The 19,406-nt window shown below is 44.6% G+C and carries 18 protein-coding genes and 2 riboswitches; of the genes, 13 read left to right on the top strand and 5 right to left on the bottom strand.

Annotated elements, in window-relative coordinates; genetic code table 11:
• Window positions 1–47 precede the first annotated feature (47 nt).
• Entirely contained in the window at window positions 48–554 is a 507-nt protein-coding gene (locus N4A56_RS06985) for a hypothetical protein (RefSeq protein ID WP_295546059.1), read from the top strand.
• A 47-nt stretch (window positions 555–601) separates the two neighbouring features.
• On the top strand, window positions 602–1,138 hold the full coding sequence (locus N4A56_RS06980; protein WP_295546058.1) for a hypothetical protein: 537 nt from the start codon (window positions 602–604) through the stop codon (window positions 1,136–1,138).
• A 165-nt stretch (window positions 1,139–1,303) separates the two neighbouring features.
• On the opposite strand, the gene N4A56_RS06975 is transcribed toward N4A56_RS06980, so the two are convergent.
• The gene (locus N4A56_RS06975) at window positions 1,304–2,080 is read right to left on the bottom strand and encodes a DUF4344 domain-containing metallopeptidase (protein WP_295546057.1); all 777 of its coding nucleotides are present in this window, start codon (window positions 2,078–2,080) and stop codon (window positions 1,304–1,306) included.
• A 240-nt stretch (window positions 2,081–2,320) separates the two neighbouring features.
• A complete protein-coding gene (locus N4A56_RS06970) occupies window positions 2,321–4,036 on the bottom strand; it encodes a YcaO-like family protein (RefSeq protein WP_295546055.1) in 1,716 nt (571 codons plus the stop codon).
• Between the two features lie 182 nt (window positions 4,037–4,218).
• On the opposite strand from N4A56_RS06970, the gene N4A56_RS06965 reads away from it, so the two are divergent.
• The 4 genes from N4A56_RS06965 (at window position 4,219) to N4A56_RS06950 (ending at window position 8,375) form a co-directional block, all read left to right on the top strand.
• Window positions 4,219–5,070 (top strand): deoxyribonuclease IV, encoded by an 852-nt coding sequence (locus N4A56_RS06965; protein WP_295546054.1) that lies wholly within the window; start codon window positions 4,219–4,221, stop codon window positions 5,068–5,070.
• A 544-nt stretch (window positions 5,071–5,614) separates the two neighbouring features.
• Window positions 5,615–6,136, top strand: coding sequence for a YgjV family protein (locus N4A56_RS06960; protein ID WP_295546051.1), 522 nt, complete (start codon window positions 5,615–5,617; stop codon window positions 6,134–6,136).
• Between the two features lie 242 nt (window positions 6,137–6,378).
• The gene (locus N4A56_RS06955; RefSeq protein ID WP_293671306.1) at window positions 6,379–6,936 is read left to right on the top strand and encodes a NapC/NirT family cytochrome c; all 558 of its coding nucleotides are present in this window, start codon (window positions 6,379–6,381) and stop codon (window positions 6,934–6,936) included.
• 44 nt (window positions 6,937–6,980) lie between these two features.
• Window positions 6,981–8,375 (top strand): multiheme c-type cytochrome, encoded by a 1,395-nt coding sequence (locus tag N4A56_RS06950; protein WP_293671305.1) that lies wholly within the window; start codon window positions 6,981–6,983, stop codon window positions 8,373–8,375.
• Between the two features lie 151 nt (window positions 8,376–8,526).
• Here N4A56_RS06950 and N4A56_RS06945 read toward each other — a convergent pair whose 3' ends face one another.
• A complete protein-coding gene (locus N4A56_RS06945; RefSeq protein WP_293671303.1) occupies window positions 8,527–8,976 on the bottom strand; it encodes a hypothetical protein in 450 nt (149 codons plus the stop codon).
• A gap of 115 nt (window positions 8,977–9,091) precedes the next feature.
• Window positions 9,092–9,724, bottom strand: coding sequence for a hypothetical protein (locus N4A56_RS06940; RefSeq protein ID WP_295546048.1), 633 nt, complete (start codon window positions 9,722–9,724; stop codon window positions 9,092–9,094).
• Window positions 9,725–9,956: 232 nt separating this feature from the next.
• A riboswitch (TPP riboswitch) is annotated at window positions 9,957–10,059 on the top strand.
• 85 nt (window positions 10,060–10,144) lie between these two features.
• Window positions 10,145–10,247, top strand: a riboswitch (TPP riboswitch).
• A 63-nt stretch (window positions 10,248–10,310) separates the two neighbouring features.
• Between N4A56_RS06940 and thiS the strand changes: the two genes are divergently transcribed.
• From thiS to N4A56_RS06905, 7 genes are all read left to right on the top strand, one after another.
• Entirely contained in the window at window positions 10,311–10,511 is a 201-nt protein-coding gene (gene thiS, locus N4A56_RS06935) for a sulfur carrier protein ThiS (RefSeq protein WP_293671300.1), read from the top strand.
• Window positions 10,511–11,299: a thiazole synthase gene (locus N4A56_RS06930; protein WP_295546044.1), complete on the top strand. Its 789-nt coding sequence runs from the start codon at window positions 10,511–10,513 to the stop codon at window positions 11,297–11,299. The genes thiS and N4A56_RS06930 overlap by 1 nt, the downstream gene beginning before the upstream one ends.
• Before the next feature lies 1 nt (window position 11,300).
• Window positions 11,301–12,407, top strand: a complete 1,107-nt coding sequence (thiH, locus tag N4A56_RS06925; protein WP_295546043.1) for a 2-iminoacetate synthase ThiH — start codon at window positions 11,301–11,303, stop codon at window positions 12,405–12,407.
• An 18-nt stretch (window positions 12,408–12,425) separates the two neighbouring features.
• Window positions 12,426–13,037, top strand: a complete 612-nt coding sequence (gene thiF / locus N4A56_RS06920) for a sulfur carrier protein ThiS adenylyltransferase ThiF (RefSeq protein WP_295546042.1) — start codon at window positions 12,426–12,428, stop codon at window positions 13,035–13,037.
• A 1-nt stretch (window position 13,038) separates the two neighbouring features.
• Window positions 13,039–13,689 carry a thiamine phosphate synthase gene (thiE, locus tag N4A56_RS06915; protein WP_295546041.1) on the top strand — a complete coding sequence of 217 codons (651 nt, stop codon included), beginning with the start codon at window positions 13,039–13,041 and terminating at the stop codon, window positions 13,687–13,689.
• 338 nt (window positions 13,690–14,027) lie between these two features.
• Entirely contained in the window at window positions 14,028–15,026 is a 999-nt protein-coding gene (locus N4A56_RS06910) for an HlyD family efflux transporter periplasmic adaptor subunit (RefSeq protein ID WP_295546039.1), read from the top strand.
• A gap of 9 nt (window positions 15,027–15,035) precedes the next feature.
• A complete protein-coding gene (locus N4A56_RS06905) occupies window positions 15,036–18,188 on the top strand; it encodes an efflux RND transporter permease subunit (RefSeq protein WP_295546036.1) in 3,153 nt (1,050 codons plus the stop codon).
• A gap of 6 nt (window positions 18,189–18,194) precedes the next feature.
• Here N4A56_RS06905 and N4A56_RS06900 read toward each other — a convergent pair whose 3' ends face one another.
• Window positions 18,195–19,208 carry a zinc-binding alcohol dehydrogenase family protein gene (locus N4A56_RS06900; protein WP_293671291.1) on the bottom strand — a complete coding sequence of 338 codons (1,014 nt, stop codon included), beginning with the start codon at window positions 19,206–19,208 and terminating at the stop codon, window positions 18,195–18,197.
• Window positions 19,209–19,406 lie beyond the last annotated feature (198 nt).

Genomic DNA, 19,406 nt, shown 5'->3' with positions numbered 1-19,406 from the left:
AGAGTGTCCACTATCTTTCGGGTTCTATCTTTATTGAGGGAATAGTTATGTCCGTAGTGAGTACAGTAACAGGCAAAGCGATGGAGTCGATGCATCTGCAAAAAGCAGCTAAAGCGATACGGGAGCAATCTCGAACGCCAGCATCGATGAATAATCTTTTTGTAAATCAGCAGCCAGAACACTCCAAGTCGTATGAAGCGAAACTGAGGTCGCTCAGGGCTATGGAAGAATTTTGCATAAGCAAAAGAGAAGCTTTTTCTAATCTTTTGGGTACGTCAATTCTTACCGTAGATACAAATGCTCCTGATGGTCGTGCCAGCGCTGCTATGATTAGGAATAGAATCGCTGGAATATATCGAAATCAACGTGACAAGATGGTTAATAAAAATAACGATGCCAGTGCGGAAAAAGATAAACACGATGCTAAAGTTACAGCAGAAATTAAGGCTGCACTTGCCGCTATTTCTACTCCTGTAAAGACAGCATCAGTTTCGACAGGTAAAAAGATCGTTGCAGACGCTCCAGCAGCACCGCGAATTTCGATTCGTGTGTAATGGTTGTTTCAAGTGCATGTTTTTAACGTTTGCGAAAGGTGGTATGTATGTCGATGAAGATTCAGTTACCTGTCAAAACTGTTGAGCAGATGCAGTTGCAAAAAACTGCTAAAGCGATGCGTGAGAAATCTCAACAGCCTGTATCCATGTCGAATTTGTTTGTGAATCAGCAAACAGATCATTCGCAATATATTCGTGCGAATATTCAATCTGCCAAGGCGGTGCATGAAGCGCTCGATAATAAAATGAATACTGTGACATCGTTGCTTCAGGCACAGATTGATTATGAAACAAATAATCAGCCTGAAAATAATGCCCTTTATTTGGGACCGCTGGATTTTTCATATTCAAGGCGTGCTCGTATTGGCGCTAGAGCTGGGGTCTACTTTACGCTTGAGCAGAACAAGGAAGTTCAGCGCGGTAATGACGCTGTAGTTGCAAAAGAAAACAGAGCTGAGCGGGCACAGGAACGTAAAGAATCAGTGCAAACTCAAGTTGAACGACCTGTAAGAGTTGCTTCTATTCCTAAACATAGAAGTGTTGCAAAAGCTTCGGCAGCACCGCGGATTTCGATTCGTGTGTAAGTGTGTGGAAACTATTGCTGCCTGACAAGGCGGAAAGCTGAAACTGCGTACTGTAGTTTCAGCTTTTTTTGTTGCTGGTACCACTAGTAATGAATTGCAAAATCAGCTTGCGACACTATGTTAGTGAACGTGATGTGTCATCTATGTAATATCCGCTGCTAGCAGCTAGTCAGGAAGTGCAATTTTAAAAATTTGTTCCCATTGCTTGTGCGTTTTTTGAAAGCGGGTAGGGCAGATTGACTCGGTCATAGTAGGCAGGTCTTCTAAAAGCGCTGCGTATTTTCTGGGGTTACTGCCGTAGACTAGGCAGTTGATTTCTTGAAAGCGTTGTATGTCGTTTTTTGTATGGAGAGGAGATTCTGTCTCCGTCGCGAGGAGTTGAAATGCTTTGGCGGCACTGGAAGCTATTTCTGCCCCATCTTCATAGATGCTAATGAGCAGTATAGCTGAGAGAGTGTCCACAGCATGTTCTTCCAGCTGTGCAGGAATACCTGTTGGCTGGCTGTGGATGATAGCATGTCCCAATTCGTGATATATTGTGTGGTGCAATGAGTTTAGCGCTGCTGTTGTAGCATCTTTGGTTTCAGCATACTTCTTTGCAGCAAATAATTTTTGTGTATTGCTAAAAAAGTCGTATGGAATATGAATTTCAAGCTTTCCATTGTCCAGTACCGCAAAGTGTGGACCGAGGACAGTCCCGAAGCGTAGCGTTACGTCTTTTTTCAACAAGCTCCATTCTTCAACTATCTGTGCAATTTCTTCCGCGACCTCAGACTGATATATTATGCGCGCAGCATTGATGTCTTCCGGCTCTGGAAGATCGTAAATGACACGTAATCTGCCTTTCGCCGATACTGTCGTAGGAGTGAGCAACGCACATACTGCAAGAATGAAAAATAGTGCTGCGGTAGTGCGAGCTATGTATACATAATACGTGCGCATAGATACACGATAGCGCGACTTTGAATAGAGATCAATTTAGAAAAACTGTGTTTTACAAACAAAATTGTACGATAGTAGTGTGAAAAAAAGAAACGGAGCGATTGTTGAAATATACAATCGCTCCGTAAACTACTTTACTATGTATGTAGTGCACACAGAGAATTTACCATGAGTTGATTTTTGAGGTGGTGCAGATGTTTCCTCGAAAAATACATTTTCCCGTTGCGGTGAGGAACTGTGTTAGTCTTCCATACGTAGATAGTTTGTAAATAACCTGTGACTTACACGGGTAAAGGAATCAAAATCTGCTGTGAGTTCCATATGCGGGATAAGCGCTTTAACTACAGGGAACTGAAGATCCTTGCGTGCCAGTTCAACATATACTGGGCGTCTGTTGTTTGCGATAAGCAATTTTTCTAGCAATTGAACATTTCGGATAGGGTCTTCCATAGACACATCCGGTAGATCTTTCTGCTTACGTGTGGCGATGCCACGGAGTGCCGGTGCTGAAGGTGGACTTTGCGGATATGGGTACGGGGTTTCTGTCAGCGCGGATACAATGGCTTTTCTGCCATCCAGCCCTGCACCTGTGCCACGGTACACTTCTCCGCGTCTGCCCATAACAAATGCTGAATAACATGGGATTCCGAACTCTGCTGTAATGTCTTGGAACATGACATGTACACCGCGTGCGGCATAGTCATTCAGCAACATGCTAAGTTTCGGGTCTTCTGTTGTAAGGGTAAAGCATTCTTCTTTGCTGAATGGTTTGGTTGCCTCGGCGTCGCGTTCAATAATCTCCATAAGGGCAGCGACCTTTGCTTCTTCAAGAATATTACCGGAGGCAAGACCTGTTGAACCCGGAGATGAGAATAAAGAGACCTCATCTAGGTTGCAGAACATGTACACCATTTGAACTGGTACGAGAATAGGCTCGTACCCTTCTTCGTTCTGTTTTGGGGTGTGTCCTTCCATCCAGTACAGTTTTTCATCTTCATACGGAACTTCGAGCGAGAGAAGGTTTGGGTCAAAGGCAGAAATATTTTTTTCTGTCAGCTCAGAATAGGTGGCATGCTCGAGTGGATGTTCTTTAAGAGTGTTAAGCACTCCTTCGCTATTAAACGAAACAAATGAGGAGGCGCGTTCAACTATCTCCATTGTTAATCCTGCTCTAGCGTCTGCTAACGCTAACCCGCGTCCGTAGGATGTTGCTAATCCTTGTAAGGTGTAGTCCAATGATCCGTTTGTAACCGAAAGGTCTATGTTCCAGCGACGCAGAAGTGCAATGGGCGATAACGACGCAATATGACGCATTTCTACATCAGCAAACAGAGCTGTCTTATCTAGTCTGCTTAATGCAAGATCGGTTGTTTCCTGTGCAGGTGGACGTGACCAAGGGTTACTGTAAGGCGTTTGCAGTAACTTTTCGCGAATCGTCTCGATGGAAACAAATGATTCGGTATGCGGCTCATAGAGCATTGGGAGATCAAAGTCTTCAATAAGCTCCGGCAACGGAAGCATGCGGTGGTCGTGAATATTCTTTTTGAACGTATTGATCCATGCGAGGTGGTCGTTTTTATCTTTCTGTTTAACCCACCGGATATAGATAAGAGGAGTATGGTGTTGCAGTTGCTCTGACGCATCATTAGGAAACAGCGGCAGCATCTTAGAAAATTTTCCGTAAAGCAGGCATGTTTCGTACAGCAGAGCAGCAAGGACTGGCTTGATAATAGTGTAGTCTTGCACAGCTGTTTTGAGAAGAGCCTTGAATTTCTTTTGATCGAAATCTTGCACGCGGGTAAGCAGGTGCTTATGCATGAAATCATCAAGCGGGTGCTCTTCGAGATATGCTAGTGCTTCTTCAAATGTGAGGTCTGCGGGTGGCTCGCAGGAAACATATCCTACAGTGCCAACGGTATCGGAAAGATTAAACTTGTATTTCATTGATGACGGCATCATAAACTCCCATATGCGATGAATAAGGCGTTATAGCGCATGTTTTCGTAGTGGACAATGGAAGCTGTGAACAATAAATGGATGCTGACCTGCCTTACTAAAGCATATGATTAGTGCAGGATATCCATTCTTTTGATATGGTATTTTTACTATAGTCTTTTACACGGAGCAGAGAGGGAACAATGCCGTATTTTGGCGCTCATATGTCCATAACAGGTGGACTGGAAAAATCTGTTGAACGTATTATTGATGTGGATGGAACAGCACTGCAAATTTTTTCTAAAAACCAGCGACAGTGGAAGTCTAAGCCGTTGGAGCAAAAGCAAATTGATGCTTTCATTGCTGCATGTGGCGAGTGGGGAAACTACCCTGTAGCGGTGCATGATTCATATTTAATTAACATCGGTTCGCCTAAAAAAGATGGGGTGGAAAAATCTGTTGCTGCTCTTGCTGATGAGTTAGAACGGGCTGAGCAACTTGCTATTCCGTATCTTGTGATGCACCCGGGAGCACACTTAGGGAGCGGGACAGAAGAAGCTTTGGAGCGCGTGGCGCAGAATCTTGATGCTGCGTTAAAAGAATCCCGTACAGAACGTGTGATGGTTCTTCTGGAAAATACAGCGGGGCAGGGTACAACTCTTGGGCGTTCCTTTTCAGAACTGGCAGCTATTATCCACCATTCACACAATGCAGACAGGATTGGTGTGTGCATTGATACCTGCCATGCGTATGCTGCGGGGTATGATCTAGCGACTGAGGAAGGCTATGAGGCGACCTTTGATGAATTCGAACGAGTTGTAGGAATGAATAACCTCAAATTTATGCACGTGAATGATTCCAAGGGAGCATTGGGTAGCCATCTTGACCGGCACGATCATATTGGAGCGGGGCTTCTTGGGGAAAAAACGTTTGCGCAGTTAGTTAATGATCCAAGGTTTATTGACTTGCCTATGGTTTTGGAAACCCCGAAAGGAGAGGATTTAGCTGAAGATAAAAAAAATATTAACATTTTACGCGGGTTGGTTGTCAGCTAAGGTGTTTGTTGCTGTAACTGTCTGATATATCAGACCGAAGGGGTGTGAGAACGACAGGCTTTTTCCATGAAATAATGACGAAAAACCTATATTTGCCACGAAATAAAGATTTTTTTACTTGTCTTGTCGATATCTTCATTCTAGTAATCAGGTGCTGACATTATTTCACAATGGCGATGCAATAAGTGCGCTGGTCTGTAGGGATGCAAGCAGAAAGACAATTTTCGAGTGTAACACTCGTATGTCACTGTTATCACCGGTGGTACTTAAACGGAAATGTAGATGGTTGGGTTCTTCATTTTTTAGCTATCACTGTGGAATGATGTCAGCTTTTTTTATGTCCTGTTTTGTTTTTATTCTGTATGTATTTAGTTTGAATGTTGTGGGTAAATGAAACGGGTTTCATATATCTTATGCGATAATATTGAGAGCAATGTGTCTTTTGCTGTAGAACATGCTTTTTTTCAGTATTCAATATCTGTATAAAATTTTGAATCGCATAAAGTGTTCTATAAAAAACTAATAGAGAAGTGGTCATATTTTTATGTCAGTCTTTTTCATTTCACAGTTGCTTGTCGGTGTAGCTCTTATATTTGATATTCTTTCTTTTCAGTTCAAGAATAGAAAATATATTCTACACTCAATTGCAGCAGCATGTTTTTTTATGGCAGTACACTTTTTGTTGCTCGAACAATGGACAGCAACCGTACTTATGGGGCTTTCCGCGTTTCGTTATGGAGTCAGCGGGTATACGACAGACCGGCGCTGGATGTACTTTTTTTGTATGGCAGCTGTTGCGGGAACAGTTTGGACGTACGCAGGGCTAGCTAGTCTGTTAAGCTTTGGTGCAACCTTTGTGCTGACGGTCGGAGCTTTTTCTAAAACAGATAAACGCCTGCGTGAAATTACGTTTTTCGGGGTTGGGTTATGGATTATTCATAACGTTGTTGTATGGTCTCCATCTGCCATTGCGTTGGAGTCACTTTTCCTTATGAGTAATGTCGTGGGTTACTACAGGTACTATATTCGTCCCTCTCAACCTGAGCTTGTGACTGAACAAGAATAACAATACTGAAACTTAAATTAGTAATGCCTCGCTGTGTGCAACAGCGAGGTTTTTTTGTGGGTATGCGTTTGAGTCAGAAAAAAAGTAATGGGGAGCTTTGTATTAAGTTCAGGGTTGTTGCGGCGGACTGGCTCGTAATGCGGTGAAATATGTAAAAATTATACTTCGTATACTCCCTTAACATGGTAGTATTTATCAATTGTCTGATGTTTACCCTTTAATTATTGGCAAAGGGGAGGTTTATGCCTCAGCGCAACGATAGGAGAAAACGAAAAAAACTATTGTTGGTAGGGGGTGTAGCCGGTGTTGTATTAAGTATCGTTCTTGTATTGGCTTCTGGTCATATGATTGCACTGACGAATACTGATACCTTTTGCGTAACGTGCCATGTAATGAAACCGTTCAGGCAGTCATGGCTTGCCTCGGTTCATGGAGGTAACAACCCACAAGGGGTTGTTGCCCAATGCGTGGATTGCCATCTGCCACATGGCACCCTCGTAGAGTACGTTGCAGCCAAAGCGTATACCGGTACACGCGATGTTATAATGAATATGATAATCGACCCCTATACGTATGACTGGGCGGCGCGGCGCAAATACCGTGAAGATTACACGTACGATAGTTCCTGTCTCAAATGCCATACAAGATTATTGTCTCCGAAGATGGGGATAAAAGCGATTTTGGCACACCGTGAATATCTGAGAAAAGAAAATAAGCTCAGATGTGTGAAATGCCATGAACATGTGGGGCATAAAGACATGATGCATTACGTGAACCAGTATTTCAACAGGGATTCATAACGATAGTTACTCATGAAAACCTGAAAGTGTGTGGAGGAAATGGAATGAAGATACGGAGGACCTTGGTAATCCTATTAGGAATGGTGATCTGTTGCATGTTGGGCGCGGGCATTGCCGGTGCTGAGGAGAGCATGCAGCAAAAGCCACCGAAAGCCATGTCGCAAGGGGATGCAACCCTTGGAGGACTGCATAAGCAGATTCTCGTACAGCGTGGTTTTTCTGAAGATGCGAAAAAATGTATTGAATGTCACTCTAAAAAGACTCCCGGCATTGTTGATAACTGGAGAAATGGTCGCATGGCTCATGCACAGGTTTCCTGTTACGACTGTCACGTAGTAGAAAAGACCTCTCCTATGGCGAGCCAGTGTGAAGGTGTACGCGGAACCAATATTTATACCAGCCCGATGGTATCTTCAAAAACATGTTCCCGTTGCCACCCTGTGGAAGTTTCACAGTTCCTTGAAAGCTCCCATGCAAAGCCATCCTCAGAACCGATTATGAATAACCCGACATTTGATAAGCTCATGCATTATTATGAAGGTCTGGGCTTTATGGGTGTTGATCGGAATAGTCCGGAAGGAATGGCACCGCGTGCCTCCGGTTGTCAGATGTGTCATGGTACCATTATTGAAATTGGTGCAGACAATAAGCCTATCAACATGACATGGCCAGCTGGTCCGGGGCAGAGATACCCTGATGGTTCTGTAGGTAACTGCTCGGTTTGTCACACACGCCACATGTTTTCCATTGCAGAAGCTCGTAAGCCTGAATCTTGCGGAACATGTCACCTTGGACCGGATCATCCGAATATTGAAATTTATCACCAGTCCAAGCACGGACAAGTGTACGCAGCACATGGTGAAAATTGGAACTTCACCGCAGCTCCAGATACATGGGAGCCGGGTGATTATGATGCACCTACCTGTGCAGTATGCCACTTAAGCGGTATTGGTGAACTGACTACCACACATAACCCTGAAACCCGTCTGAAGTGGAAGCTGTACAGCAAGCGTTCGGAAATTCGCGAAGGCACTCGTGGTGCTGGACTCGAAGGTGCAAAACGAATGCGTTTAGTTTGTAAAAACTGCCACTCAACACTCCATACAAATGCCACAATGGATACGCTCGATGCTTCTGTGAAGCTTTACAATATCTACTGGGATAAAGCAGTGGCTATGAAGAAAGAGCTTGCAGCGAAGAATCTGCTTGGGGATGACCCATGGAGAGATGGCTTCCAGCGTATGATGTACTACCTGTGGCACCATGAAGGACGCCGCGCCCGTCAGGGTGCAGCTATGAATGGTCCAGACTATGCTCACTGGCATGGTTTCTTCCAGATGTTCCAGATGTTCATGGATATGCAGGGCATTTATGAATGGCGTCTGAAAAATGGCAAGATTGAAGAACTGAGCAACGTAGCTTGCCCTGGTCCTGATTAATAGGGAACCTGTATTCTAAAATAGAAAACTGCACAGCGATGACAGGGTGCTGAACCCTTGTGTAGAGAAAAAATAAAAGTCAGGAGCTATGCACAGTTTGGGCTGTGCAAGCTTCTGACTTTTTAAATGTAACTGTCTTTGGCGAAAAGGACTACGCTTTAGGCACACCTTTAAAAGAAGGAAGCAGGGCTTTTTTAGCAAGCTTGGCATCAACTGTGAGGATAGGACCTTCCTCAGTTTCATGCACTTTGTAGTCAGTAATGACACGAAGGTCATTCGGGAACATAACTTCTTTCTGGCGAACCATTTCTTCTACAATATCAACAAGAGTCGTTTTGGTTTCGTCAGTAAGATCAAATTGTTCAAGAGAGCGGTGCAGACCGTTTTCCCAGCGGTCACGGGTAAGGAATGATGCGTTCCATGCAAATACACCAAGACCGATGGCGTTATCATCTCCGCTCAAGCTTTCTGATTCTGCGAGAAGCGGCTTGCAAAACTTCATAACGGTATCGGAAAAATCATCAGCAGTTGATGCCTTGCGGCGTTTGATGGCAGCAATGCGTTTTTTTATCTTTTGCTGTTCTTTTTTGGATTTAGCCATGCGAGGCTCCTTTTTCATGAGATGTCTGCCGCGTCATAGTGTTTTTATGGAAGAAGAGCAATATGTGGGGCGTAATCTTCCCTTCGCATGGAAGGCTCGTTCCATACAACAGCCGCTACGCCTTCTTGCGGTACTGCATAAAGGCTGCAAGACCAAGTAGTCCTAAAATGTAGCCAATCCCCCCGAAAATATCCTTCATGGTTGTTTTAGGCTGAAGGATTTGCGCATTAAGTTTCGAAAGTTTGGCATTAAGCGGAATTAATTCTTCATGTACGGCGCTGCGTATAAGTGTTTGTAACTGCTCTTCAGTCAGGGTGATTGTTGCGGCGGGGGCTGTCTTCTGTGGTGCCGGAGAAGGTATTTTACAGACAGTTTCTGCGGAAGCGTTGGTTGTCTGCTTTGGAGCTTCCCCTGCAAAATCTTCTGCTTCCAGTGTCCAGGTTCCTGTATGACCTTGCCCTGCATTAAGCGTAATGACGATAGGGTCTTTGGCATTCAAAGCTTCAGGTGACAGTGTGAAAGACCATTCACCTTTGCTGTCTGTTTTTCCTGTTGCCAGCACCTTGCCTGTTTTTTGATCTGTCGCAGTGATGGTGCTGCTTTGCGCTTTATTGCCGCTAGAAAAGTACGACTCCGTATGAACAGTTGTTCCTTCTGTCCATGCGAATACATTTACTTTGTGAGCGAAAGCGGTTTGTGAGAATAAACAGAAAATGAAAAGTGTCAGGACTATGGTTGGAAAACGCATGATGGCTCCTGCAAAGGCTTTATAGATGAGTTCAAAAGAACGTGGCTTCCATGTAGTGATAAAAAATTGCCTACCATGTGTGACGATATAAAAAAAGGTAACACGCATCAAGGTAAGGATTCTTTTTGTGTGGTGCATTAGTATACTTCAATAAAATAGGGGGTTGGGCATAAAATAATGGTATTGGTTAAATAAACAACTTTACAGAATTGCTAATTCTGACTATAAAAATTTCAACAGCTAGGGGAGCCTTCGGGCTGAGAGTGAGCGAACGAGTTCTGACCCTTGAACCTGATGTGGTTTATACCACCGGAGGAAAGCGTAATAGTACCATAACTGTAGGCTTATCCGAAGGGGTAAGCTTTTTTTTATGCCTGTAGCATAGGGCGCACAGCGTTTTATGCCATACAGGGTGTGTCTACATACAGCTAGGGGAGTCTTCGGGCTGAGAGTGAACATGTTGTTCAGACCCTTTGAACCTGACGCGGTTTATACCGCCGGAGGAAGGCTGAGTACTTAACCCGTATTCTAAGCTTGCCTTCGTGCAAGCTTTTTTTATGTGCTTAAAGCAGCAAAGGAACCCTATATGCAACTAACTGTAAACGGTCAGATGCAACTGTGCGATGACGACACAACCCTGCTTGAATATTTGCAGGGCAACGGCGTGGATGTGAAAGCGGTTGTCGTTGAACTGAACCGAACCGTTGTGACGGCTGATGATTTTGGAACTACCGTACTTACTGACGGGGATATATTGGAAATCCTGCAATTCGTAGGAGGGGGCTAATGGAAGCGAACAACAACGACGCATTGGTTATCGGCGGAGTCAGCCTGACCAGCAGACTTTTTACCGGAACCGGTAAATATGGCTCAGATACAATTATTCCTGATGTGTGTGCATCGTCCGGATCTCAGGTCATTACGGTTGCGTTACGCAGAGTCGACACAAACGCAGCTACAGGGAATGTTATGCAGCACATTCCTAAGCACATGCAGTTGTTGCCTAATACGTCCGGTGCGCGTAACGCCGACGAAGCAGTGCGAATTGCTCGTCTGGCGCGCGCAGCCGGATGTGGGGACTGGATTAAAATTGAAGTTATTTCCGACAATAAGTATTTGTTGCCGGATGGATACGAAACCGCAAAAGCTACAGAGATTCTTGCAAAAGAAGGTTTTGTAGTGCTGCCGTATGTTAATGCGGATTTGTATATAGCGCGTGACCTTGTTAATGCCGGAGCTGCTGCGGTAATGCCGCTTGGTGCTCCTATTGGCAGCAATCGCGGGCTTAAAACAAAAGAAATGGTTCGTATCCTGATTGATGAAATTTCATTGCCGATTATTGTTGATGCAGGAATCGGTGCTCCGTCTCAGGCTTGTGAAGCTATGGAGATGGGCGCGGCTGCCTGTCTTGTAAACACTGCTATCGCAGCCGCAGGTGATCCTGTCGCAATGGGACGGGCTTTCGGCGAGGCTGTGCGTGCAGGTCGAGCGGCATACCTTGCCCAGACCGCTACTGTTTCGACAGGCACAGCAGATGCATCATCACCATTGACCGGCTTTTTAGGCGGTATGTAATATGGGATTTTCAGAAGTTCTCGCACAGTATGATACGCTGGATATGGCAGCGTATCTTGCTGCTGTGCAACCGGCTGATGTGGAAAGGGTGCTTGCAAAGTATTCGTTAACTCCGCATGACTACCTTACTCTTCTTTCTCCGGCGGCAGAGGGCATGCTGGAAGTTATGGCGCGGAAAGCAAATGAAATTTCATTGCGTCATTTCGGCAGAACAATTCAATTGTTTACTCCTTTGTATCTTGCCAACTACTGTACTAACCAGTGTGTATACTGTGGCTTTAATACAGCTAACAAGATTTCACGCATGCAGTTGACTGCGGAAGAATTGACCAAAGAAGCGCAGGCAATTGCTGCAACGGGTTTGAAACATATTCTTATTCTTACTGGTGATGCGCCAGCAAAATCGACCGTTGAATACATAGGCGACTGTTCTAATATTCTTCGTGAGTATTTTTCTTCTATCAGTATTGAAGTCTACGCAATGACCCAGGATGAGTATGCATACCTCATCGACCGTGGTGTGGATGGTCTGACGATTTATCAGGAGACGTACAACAAACCGTTGTACGAAGAACTGCATCCTAAAGGTCCTAAACGGGATTACGGTTTCAGACTGGATGCACCGGAGCGCGGTTGTAAAGCGGGAATGCGTACGGTGAACGTTGGGGCACTGCTCGGGCTTGAATCGGTATGGCAGCGTGATGCATTCTACACAGGTGTGCATGCAGAGTACTTGCAGCGCAAGTATCCTGGTACTAATATCGCTATTTCTTTGCCTCGTATGCGTCCTCATGCTGGCTCGTATCAACCCGCATCTATCGTTACAGATAAACATTTAGTGCAGCTTATGCTGGCGCAGCGCATTTTCCTGCCAAGTGTGGGAATAACTGTGTCTACACGGGAACCGGCAGTATTGCGTGATAACTTGATGCCGCTTGGTGTAACTAAAATGTCTGCCGGAGTGACAACCGCTGTAGGTGGTCACACTGCTGATAACAGCAGCACTGAACAGTTTGAAATTTCTGATCCGCGAAGCGTTGAGGAAATGTGCAGCGCTATTGAAGCCCGAGGATTCCAGCCAATATTCAAAGATTGGGAACCATTCTAGGTTATGCAGGGTTCTGGTATGACTGACACGTCTTCGTTGCAAAAAGGTTTATCCCGTTATCTGACACCAGAGCAGCGAGCACGTCTTGCTTCCGTAACTGTCGGCATAGCAGGTTGCGGCGGGTTAGGTTCTAACTGTGCGTTTATGCTGGCTCGGAGTGGTGTCCGCAAGTTTGTTATTGTTGATTACGATACTGTGGATTTCTCCAACCTGAATCGTCAGTTCTTTTTTGAAGAGCAGGTAGGGGGAGCCAAGGTTGATGTGTGTAAATCTAATTTGCTGCGTATAGACAGTACATTAGACATTGCCGTACATAACAAACGTATTACACCCGAAACAGCAGAACAGCTTTTTGCAGAATGCGACATCATTATTGAAGCACTTGATAGTGTGGATGGAAAAAAGATGATGGCGGAAAAATATTTACCAGACCCGCGTCTGTATGTTTCAGCATCCGGCATGGCTGGATGGGGTGAGCCGTACATGCAAAAACGGCAGATTCGTGATGATGCCGTGCTTGTAGGTGATTTTACAACCGATATTGCCGATCATCCGCCTATGGCGCCCAAAGTGCTTATGGCAGCCGCTATGCAGGCAGATGTTGTGTTAACGCATATTTTGGGGAAATAACATGAATTTTCAAGAAATTTTGGATACTGACCTCTATGCATTGACAGATGAAGGTCTGTCAAAAGGGCGTTCTAATATTGAAGTCGTTGATGCAATGCTTAAAGCAGGCATTAAGGTTCTTCAGTATAGAGAAAAAGATAAAAAATCCGGTGTGATGTTGGAAGAGTGCTTGCAAATACGCGCTATGACAAAGCAGGCAGGCTGCAAATTTATTGTGAATGACTACGTTGATATTGCAATGCTGTGTGATGCAGACGGCGTACATGTAGGGCAGGAAGATATCCCTGTGCAGCAGGTTCGCCAGCTTGTCGGCGCAGATAAAATTATCGGACTTTCCACGCATTCACCAGAAGAGTGCAAGCGCGCTATTGAAGTTGGTGCTGATTACATTGGTGTGGGTCCTATTTTTGCGACGCAAACTAAGAAAGACGTATGTGCACCAGTTGGGTATGAGTACCTTGAGTATGTAACGCAGCAACACTCTATTCCTCATGTGGCTATTGGTGGAATTAAGCTGCACAATATTCATGATGTAGCACAGCATGGTGCTCGTTGTTGTGCAATTGTTTCTGAAATAGTGGGCGCGGATGATATTACCGCCACTGTGCTGGAATTACGCAAGGCAATGGCTGGTAAGTCGTTGGTGAAATAATATCAAACCAACCATAGTTGTTTTTGGGGCAAGTCGCTCTATTTCTTGTCTGCCAAAAGTAACCAACACATACAACGTTGATTTGTAAAAAGTCAGGAGCCGTAAGGTTTCTGACTTTTTTATGGTGGATGGTCATCATTCTTTTAAAGCTGTCTTTCTTTTAGAAGGACAGCTTTTTTGTGTGATTAGATACCGGTGTGATGAAGCAAAGATAATCGACGTAAGGGGGTAAATAAGTAAAAATAATAGTAAATAAATTAGAAGTGTTATTGCTGCATTCGTATTCGGGTACTGGTGTGTTGTGCAGTGTTTCAGTCGGCAGAGCGGAAGGAGCATATATGTGGCGCAAAGTTTTCTTTCTTATTCTGATTATTCTTCTGGCATTTGTCGAGATTGCTTATAGCAAGGAAGTCTTTGTAGCAAAGGCGGCAAAGCGTCATGTGAAGATGACTGGTTTTACCCGTCCACGAAAGGTTATCACTATATCCAGTGAAGAAAATGCCCGGTGTCTTAAAGTCTATGCCGATGTTGGTGATTCTATTGGCAAAGAGGGCATATTCGCGAAGCTTGATCCAACGTTTATTGATCTGGATATCTTGCGGAACCTCGACAAACAGCAGGCAAATCAAACCGCAGTAACGTTTTATAAAAAAGAAGCTGGCAGGTATCGAACTCTTATCGAAAAAAAACACGCCGCGCAGACAACGCTAGATGCGCTTGAACGTGATTTAGAATCTGCCCGTGAAGCTGCGGATGCACTGAAAGTTGAAGAGCTGATTTTGCGTGAACACAAGAAACGCCATTCCATTGTTGCCCCTGAAGGCTGGAAGGTTATTGAGCGCTATATCGAACCGGGAGAGCTTGTAGGGGTAGGAGATGAACTTGCTAAGATAGGTGATTTCAACGTGTTGCTTGTCCCCCTTGCACTGACACCTTCGGAATTGATTACCTTGCAAAAAATGAAAAAAATTGTGGTCAACCTGCCTGAACTTGGTGAAAAAGTTGAGGCACGCATAGAGCATATTTCTCCTGATTATGATCCCGGAATGCGAAAAATTAAGGTTGATCTAGCTATCGAAAAGTTTCCTATCGAAAAGCGTGGCGGTATTCGTGCTGATCTTCATTTACCGATGGATGAAGCAAAAGGGGCAGTTGTTGTTCCGGAAAGTGCACTGGTTCAAGGGTATGAAGAGGCATACCTTGTTCGGGAAAATGGTGAAGAAGTGCCTGTTATTATTATGGGGAACGGAGGGAAAGACGGAGCCAAACGCGTGCGCTCAAAGGATATTTCAGCAGGAGAGCGTTTTATACTCAACCCGCCACAATCAGGGTTTTAGGGAGAAGGCATGCGTTCACTAATTGCTTTTACACTTAATCAAAAAGTACTGGTGAATCTCGCTTTTGTGGTACTTATGATCCTTGGCGTCATAAGTATTCTTACCATTCCTGTGGATAGAATGCCGTATGTGAAAATGGGCAAAGTACACATAAGCGCATTTCTCCCCGGTGCATCACCTTCTGATGTCGAATCGCTTGTGACAAGAGAGATCGAAGAGGCGCTAGAGAGTCTGGAGCAAGTTGAATATATCCGTTCTCGTTCATATCGGGAGCGAAGCTCTATTCTTGTCAAATTTATTGATGATTCAGACTATCAAAAGCTATACGACGAGTTACGCTTCAAGGTTTTATCTATTCAAAATGACCTGCCGGAAAGAATGGACCCCCCTAAATTTACAGAAATTGCTATTGATGAGTGGTTGCCTGCACTCAATGTGATTTTAGTAGGCGAACGCTCCAATAGAGCACTCAGCCTGATTGCAGAAGAATTAAAAAATGAATTTGGACGTATCCCCGGAGTGAAAGATGTTCGTTTGAATGGCGAATATTCGCGGGAGTACCATGTCAGTTTATCTCCGTCTAAAATGCAGCGATACATGGTTACGTTTGAAGAGGTTCGAAAAGCGCTTCTGGATGCCAACGTATCAATTCCTGCTGGTGACTTTGAAACAGGGGAGTCTGAATACATCGTAGTGGTTGATGAACGATTCCGTACGCAGGCTGATATTGAAGATGTTATTTTGCGTCGAGATAATGAAGGTTCATTTGTACGTGTCGGCGATGTTATGACCACCGCGCAGTATGGATACCGTGACCCACATGTAATTACTTCTGTAAACGGCAAAGACTGCATCACCATTGCGGTTATGAAACAAAGCTCCGGTAATGCCATTGCTATTTGCGACATGGTGGAAGCGATAGTCGCAAAGCATAAAGATAAGTTACTCGCTAATCGAGTGAAGCCGGTTATAACGCAGGATCAACGGATATTCATTGATGAATCTATGAATATTATGGGCTCTAACCTGCTGGTGGGTATCACACTTGTACTTGTCATTATTTGGATAGTTATGGGGCTGCGTAATGCCGTTATAACAACAGTGGGCATCCCGTTTTCTTTCCTTGTGACTATGATCTTCATGAAATTATCAGGCAATTCCTTAAATGAAATTACTCTGTTTGCATTTGTGCTTGTGGCAGGGATTATTGTTGATGATGCTATTGTCGTCATTGAAAATATTTACAGGCATATTCAACTGGGAGAGCCGCTTAGAGATGCTGTTATTGATGGTGCGGCAGAAGTGGCTGTACCTGTTATTGCAGCAACTTCAACGACGGTGGCTGCTTTTTTGCCGATGCTCATCATGTCGGGGGCAACTGGGGAATTTTTCGCACAGATTCCTATTGCAGTGAGTTTTGCCATTGCTGCGTCGCTTATTGAGTGTCTACTGATTCTTCCACTACATTTTTATGACTGGCCTGGGGCACATAAATTTGCGCACGGCTATACTCCTCCACCAGATCAGGAGTTTATGCGCAAGCTTAAAGATTATGCAGAAGCTGTTGTTCGAATATTTATGCGGCACAGAGGAAAAAGTATCGGCGCAGTTGTGCTCGCATTCATTGGTGCTATGTTTATCTTTGTTGTGTCTGTGTCCGGCACACTTCCGCTGTTACGCATCAAGTTTTTTCCTGATAACTACAATATTTTTTATGTGAATGTTGAGGCTCCCGCCGGAACTGCGCTTAGCGAGGTGTCACGTCGTTTAAAAGAAATGACAGTGGAGATTGATGCACTGGGCAGTGGAGTTGTGCGTGCCGCGACAGCATTTGCAGGGTTTTATGTGAATGAGGATTATGAGCAGGTGTACGGTTCCAATTACGGAACAATAAATGTTGAACTGCCAGAAATTAATTCCCGAAAGTTTGAAGATTATCCTACGAACGACCCAATAGCTCATTTGGATAGAATGCGAAAACAGATGACCGCCTATGCGCATGAACATTGGGGGGATTCATGGGTCGTGCGGGTTCGTGCAGAATCAGATGGCCCACCGACGGGCAAAGATCTAACCATACGTGTTATGGGTGTGGATACTGAGAAAGTGAATCAACTAACACAAGCTATTTGGAGTTATTTGAAAAAGCATGACGATTTTGCACAATATCTTGTCGATCTGCGCCCTGATACGGGGTATCCAAACAGGATTATTAGATTTATCCCTGATGTGATGCGTGTGTCACAATATGAGCTGACGCCTCGGTATGTGGCTCGTCTGGCGGGGTCTGTTCTCGATGGTTCGCTCGTAGGAGAGTTCAGGGCAGATGACGAGGATATTGATTTGCGCCTACAAGTTGATGAACGTTATTTGCAAACCCCTGAAGATGCGATGGCTATCCCCGTGATTGAAGAGGATGGTGGTTCTATCCGTCTTCAAGATATTGTCACTATCCAGACGTATACAGAACCGGGGCAATTTAACAGATTTCAAGGGGAACGCGCCATTACGTTGTCTGCGAACTTGAAGTCCGGCTCGCCTTATTCTCCCGCGTATGTCGTAAAAGAAGTGCAAAAGCATTATGAAACAATCCGGTCAGAATATCCCGGTGCAACTCTTAACTTTGCCGGAGAATATGAATCGACACAAAAGTCTTATTCGTCTCTCATGTTTGCGTTTATTATTGCATTGCTGGTAATCTATATGATTTTAGCAACACAGTTTAATTCATATGTGCAGCCGCTTATCATTCTTTCTGCGGTTGTGTTTGCTTTTATAGGTGTTGTGTACGGCGTGTTTCTTACTCGCACATTATTCACTATTAACAGTTTTATCGCGACAATCGGGGTTACAGGTGTTGTTGTAAATGACTCACTGGTGCTTATTGCCTTCCTCAATAATTTGGTTCGAGAAGGGATGCATAGAGATAAGGCTGTGTATAAGGGCGTGCGTATGCGACTACGCCCAATTTTGCTCACAACGTTGACAACAACACTCGGTTTGCTGCCAATGGCAGTGGGTATACCATATTACTCCCTGAACTGGGGAACAATGGCTGCCACCTTTGTAACAGGACTATGTACTGCCACGCTGCTAACTCTCTTTATTGTGCCGATTTTGTGGCACATGTTTATGGGCGTGCAAGAGCGCTGGGCAAAATAGTACAGATTATGGAGCAATAATTATTGCTTGTTTTCCTACCATTGCGTTGCTTTCCTGCCGGACATGGGCTTTCTGCACGTTGGCGACAGTTAATCCGTAATGTGTTTCTGTTAACGGAGAACGAATCTGTAACGTATCGATTAACTGCGCGATTTTCGCAAGAATGAAACCTTGCATGTGCATGTCGGATGTTTCGTACATTGTTCGGACTAAAGCAAATTCCCAGCAAAGTTGTACGGACTTTGTTTTAAACATGCGGATGTCGAGCGGCTCCTCAGGATCATCAATCAAGACAACAGACCCTTGTGGTCTGATGAGCGCAGCCATTGAAGCCCAATGCCTGCTCAAGTGAGTTGTACAGAAAATCGAATGCATCCATTTCATATCAAGATTACGTACCTGCTCATCCATGTCTTTGTTGTGGTTTATGACATAGTCTGCCCCCAAATCTTTGCACCATTCTGCTGTCTCTTCGCGAGACGCCGTAGCAATCACTGTTAGCCCAGCCCATTTGGCAAGTTGTATTGCCATGGAACCTACACCACCAGCACCGCCGATTATGAGTATTGTTTTTTCAGCATTTGCGTTGGATGATGATATGTAGCCAAGGCGGGTAAAAAGAGCATCATAGGCTGTGAACGTTGCAACAGGTAGTGCTGCTGCTTCGGCATCGGATGAAAGATCAGGTGCTAGGGCAATTGTTCTGGCATCTGCCAGCTGATATTGTGCAAACGAACCGGAGTATTTGGTTTGCCCCATAAAGAAGACGCGGTCACCTTTCTTGAAGTTTGTGACTTCAGAGCCAACCTCCGTAATGATGCCGCATGTGTCCATACCGGGAACAAAGTGTTCTTTGGGTGGGGTGCGCATACGCATTTTAGTATCAACAGGGTTTATTGATGCTGCTGACACTTTTACTAACACCTCAAGTTCCTTCGGGGTCGGCATGGTTCCTAAAATTTCAGAAAATGTAGTGCTGTCAATGGCAGCTCCCCCGCCGCGTGCTTGTATTTGAAGCATAGTCTCTCCGCGTGTTGCTGGTAGTTTTGGGATTTCCTTAGTTCATAGTAGCAGCAAGTTCTTTGGAGCTTCCAGTGCAATTAAGAAACAATACAGAATCTATAAATACTCAACCAGCATGCCGTGGTAGAAGGGATATGCGTAGTGTTTGTTTATAAATACTTACTATGTATTGTCTTTTTGTGTTGCCTTGCTATA

It is taken from the genome of Halodesulfovibrio sp. (genome assembly GCF_025210605.1).
GTDB lineage: Bacteria > Desulfobacterota > Desulfovibrionia > Desulfovibrionales > Desulfovibrionaceae > Halodesulfovibrio.
Note: the sequence above shows the minus strand (reverse complement) of the source record. Positions and strands in the feature narration are given on the sequence as shown.

Excerpts from the sequence above, each read along its gene's own strand:
- N4A56_RS06985 (WP_295546059.1), top strand. The coding sequence starts at position 48 with ATGTCCGTAGTGAGTACAGTAACAGGCAAAGCGATGGAGTCGATGCAT.
- N4A56_RS06980 (WP_295546058.1), top strand. The coding sequence starts at position 602 with ATGTCGATGAAGATTCAGTTACCTGTCAAAACTGTTGAGCAGATGCAG.
- N4A56_RS06975 (WP_295546057.1), bottom strand. The coding sequence starts at position 2,080 with ATGCGCACGTATTATGTATACATAGCTCGCACTACCGCAGCACTATTT.
- N4A56_RS06970 (WP_295546055.1), bottom strand. The coding sequence starts at position 4,036 with ATGCCGTCATCAATGAAATACAAGTTTAATCTTTCCGATACCGTTGGC.
- N4A56_RS06965 (WP_295546054.1), top strand. The coding sequence starts at position 4,219 with ATGCCGTATTTTGGCGCTCATATGTCCATAACAGGTGGACTGGAAAAA.
- N4A56_RS06960 (WP_295546051.1), top strand. The coding sequence starts at position 5,615 with ATGTCAGTCTTTTTCATTTCACAGTTGCTTGTCGGTGTAGCTCTTATA.
- N4A56_RS06955 (WP_293671306.1), top strand. The coding sequence starts at position 6,379 with ATGCCTCAGCGCAACGATAGGAGAAAACGAAAAAAACTATTGTTGGTA.
- N4A56_RS06950 (WP_293671305.1), top strand. The coding sequence starts at position 6,981 with ATGAAGATACGGAGGACCTTGGTAATCCTATTAGGAATGGTGATCTGT.
- N4A56_RS06945 (WP_293671303.1), bottom strand. The coding sequence starts at position 8,976 with ATGGCTAAATCCAAAAAAGAACAGCAAAAGATAAAAAAACGCATTGCT.
- N4A56_RS06940 (WP_295546048.1), bottom strand. The coding sequence starts at position 9,724 with ATGCGTTTTCCAACCATAGTCCTGACACTTTTCATTTTCTGTTTATTC.
- thiS (WP_293671300.1), top strand. The coding sequence starts at position 10,311 with ATGCAACTAACTGTAAACGGTCAGATGCAACTGTGCGATGACGACACA.
- N4A56_RS06930 (WP_295546044.1), top strand. The coding sequence starts at position 10,511 with ATGGAAGCGAACAACAACGACGCATTGGTTATCGGCGGAGTCAGCCTG.
- thiH (WP_295546043.1), top strand. The coding sequence starts at position 11,301 with ATGGGATTTTCAGAAGTTCTCGCACAGTATGATACGCTGGATATGGCA.
- thiF (WP_295546042.1), top strand. The coding sequence starts at position 12,426 with ATGACTGACACGTCTTCGTTGCAAAAAGGTTTATCCCGTTATCTGACA.
- thiE (WP_295546041.1), top strand. The coding sequence starts at position 13,039 with ATGAATTTTCAAGAAATTTTGGATACTGACCTCTATGCATTGACAGAT.
- N4A56_RS06910 (WP_295546039.1), top strand. The coding sequence starts at position 14,028 with ATGTGGCGCAAAGTTTTCTTTCTTATTCTGATTATTCTTCTGGCATTT.
- N4A56_RS06905 (WP_295546036.1), top strand. The coding sequence starts at position 15,036 with ATGCGTTCACTAATTGCTTTTACACTTAATCAAAAAGTACTGGTGAAT.
- N4A56_RS06900 (WP_293671291.1), bottom strand. The coding sequence starts at position 19,208 with ATGCTTCAAATACAAGCACGCGGCGGGGGAGCTGCCATTGACAGCACT.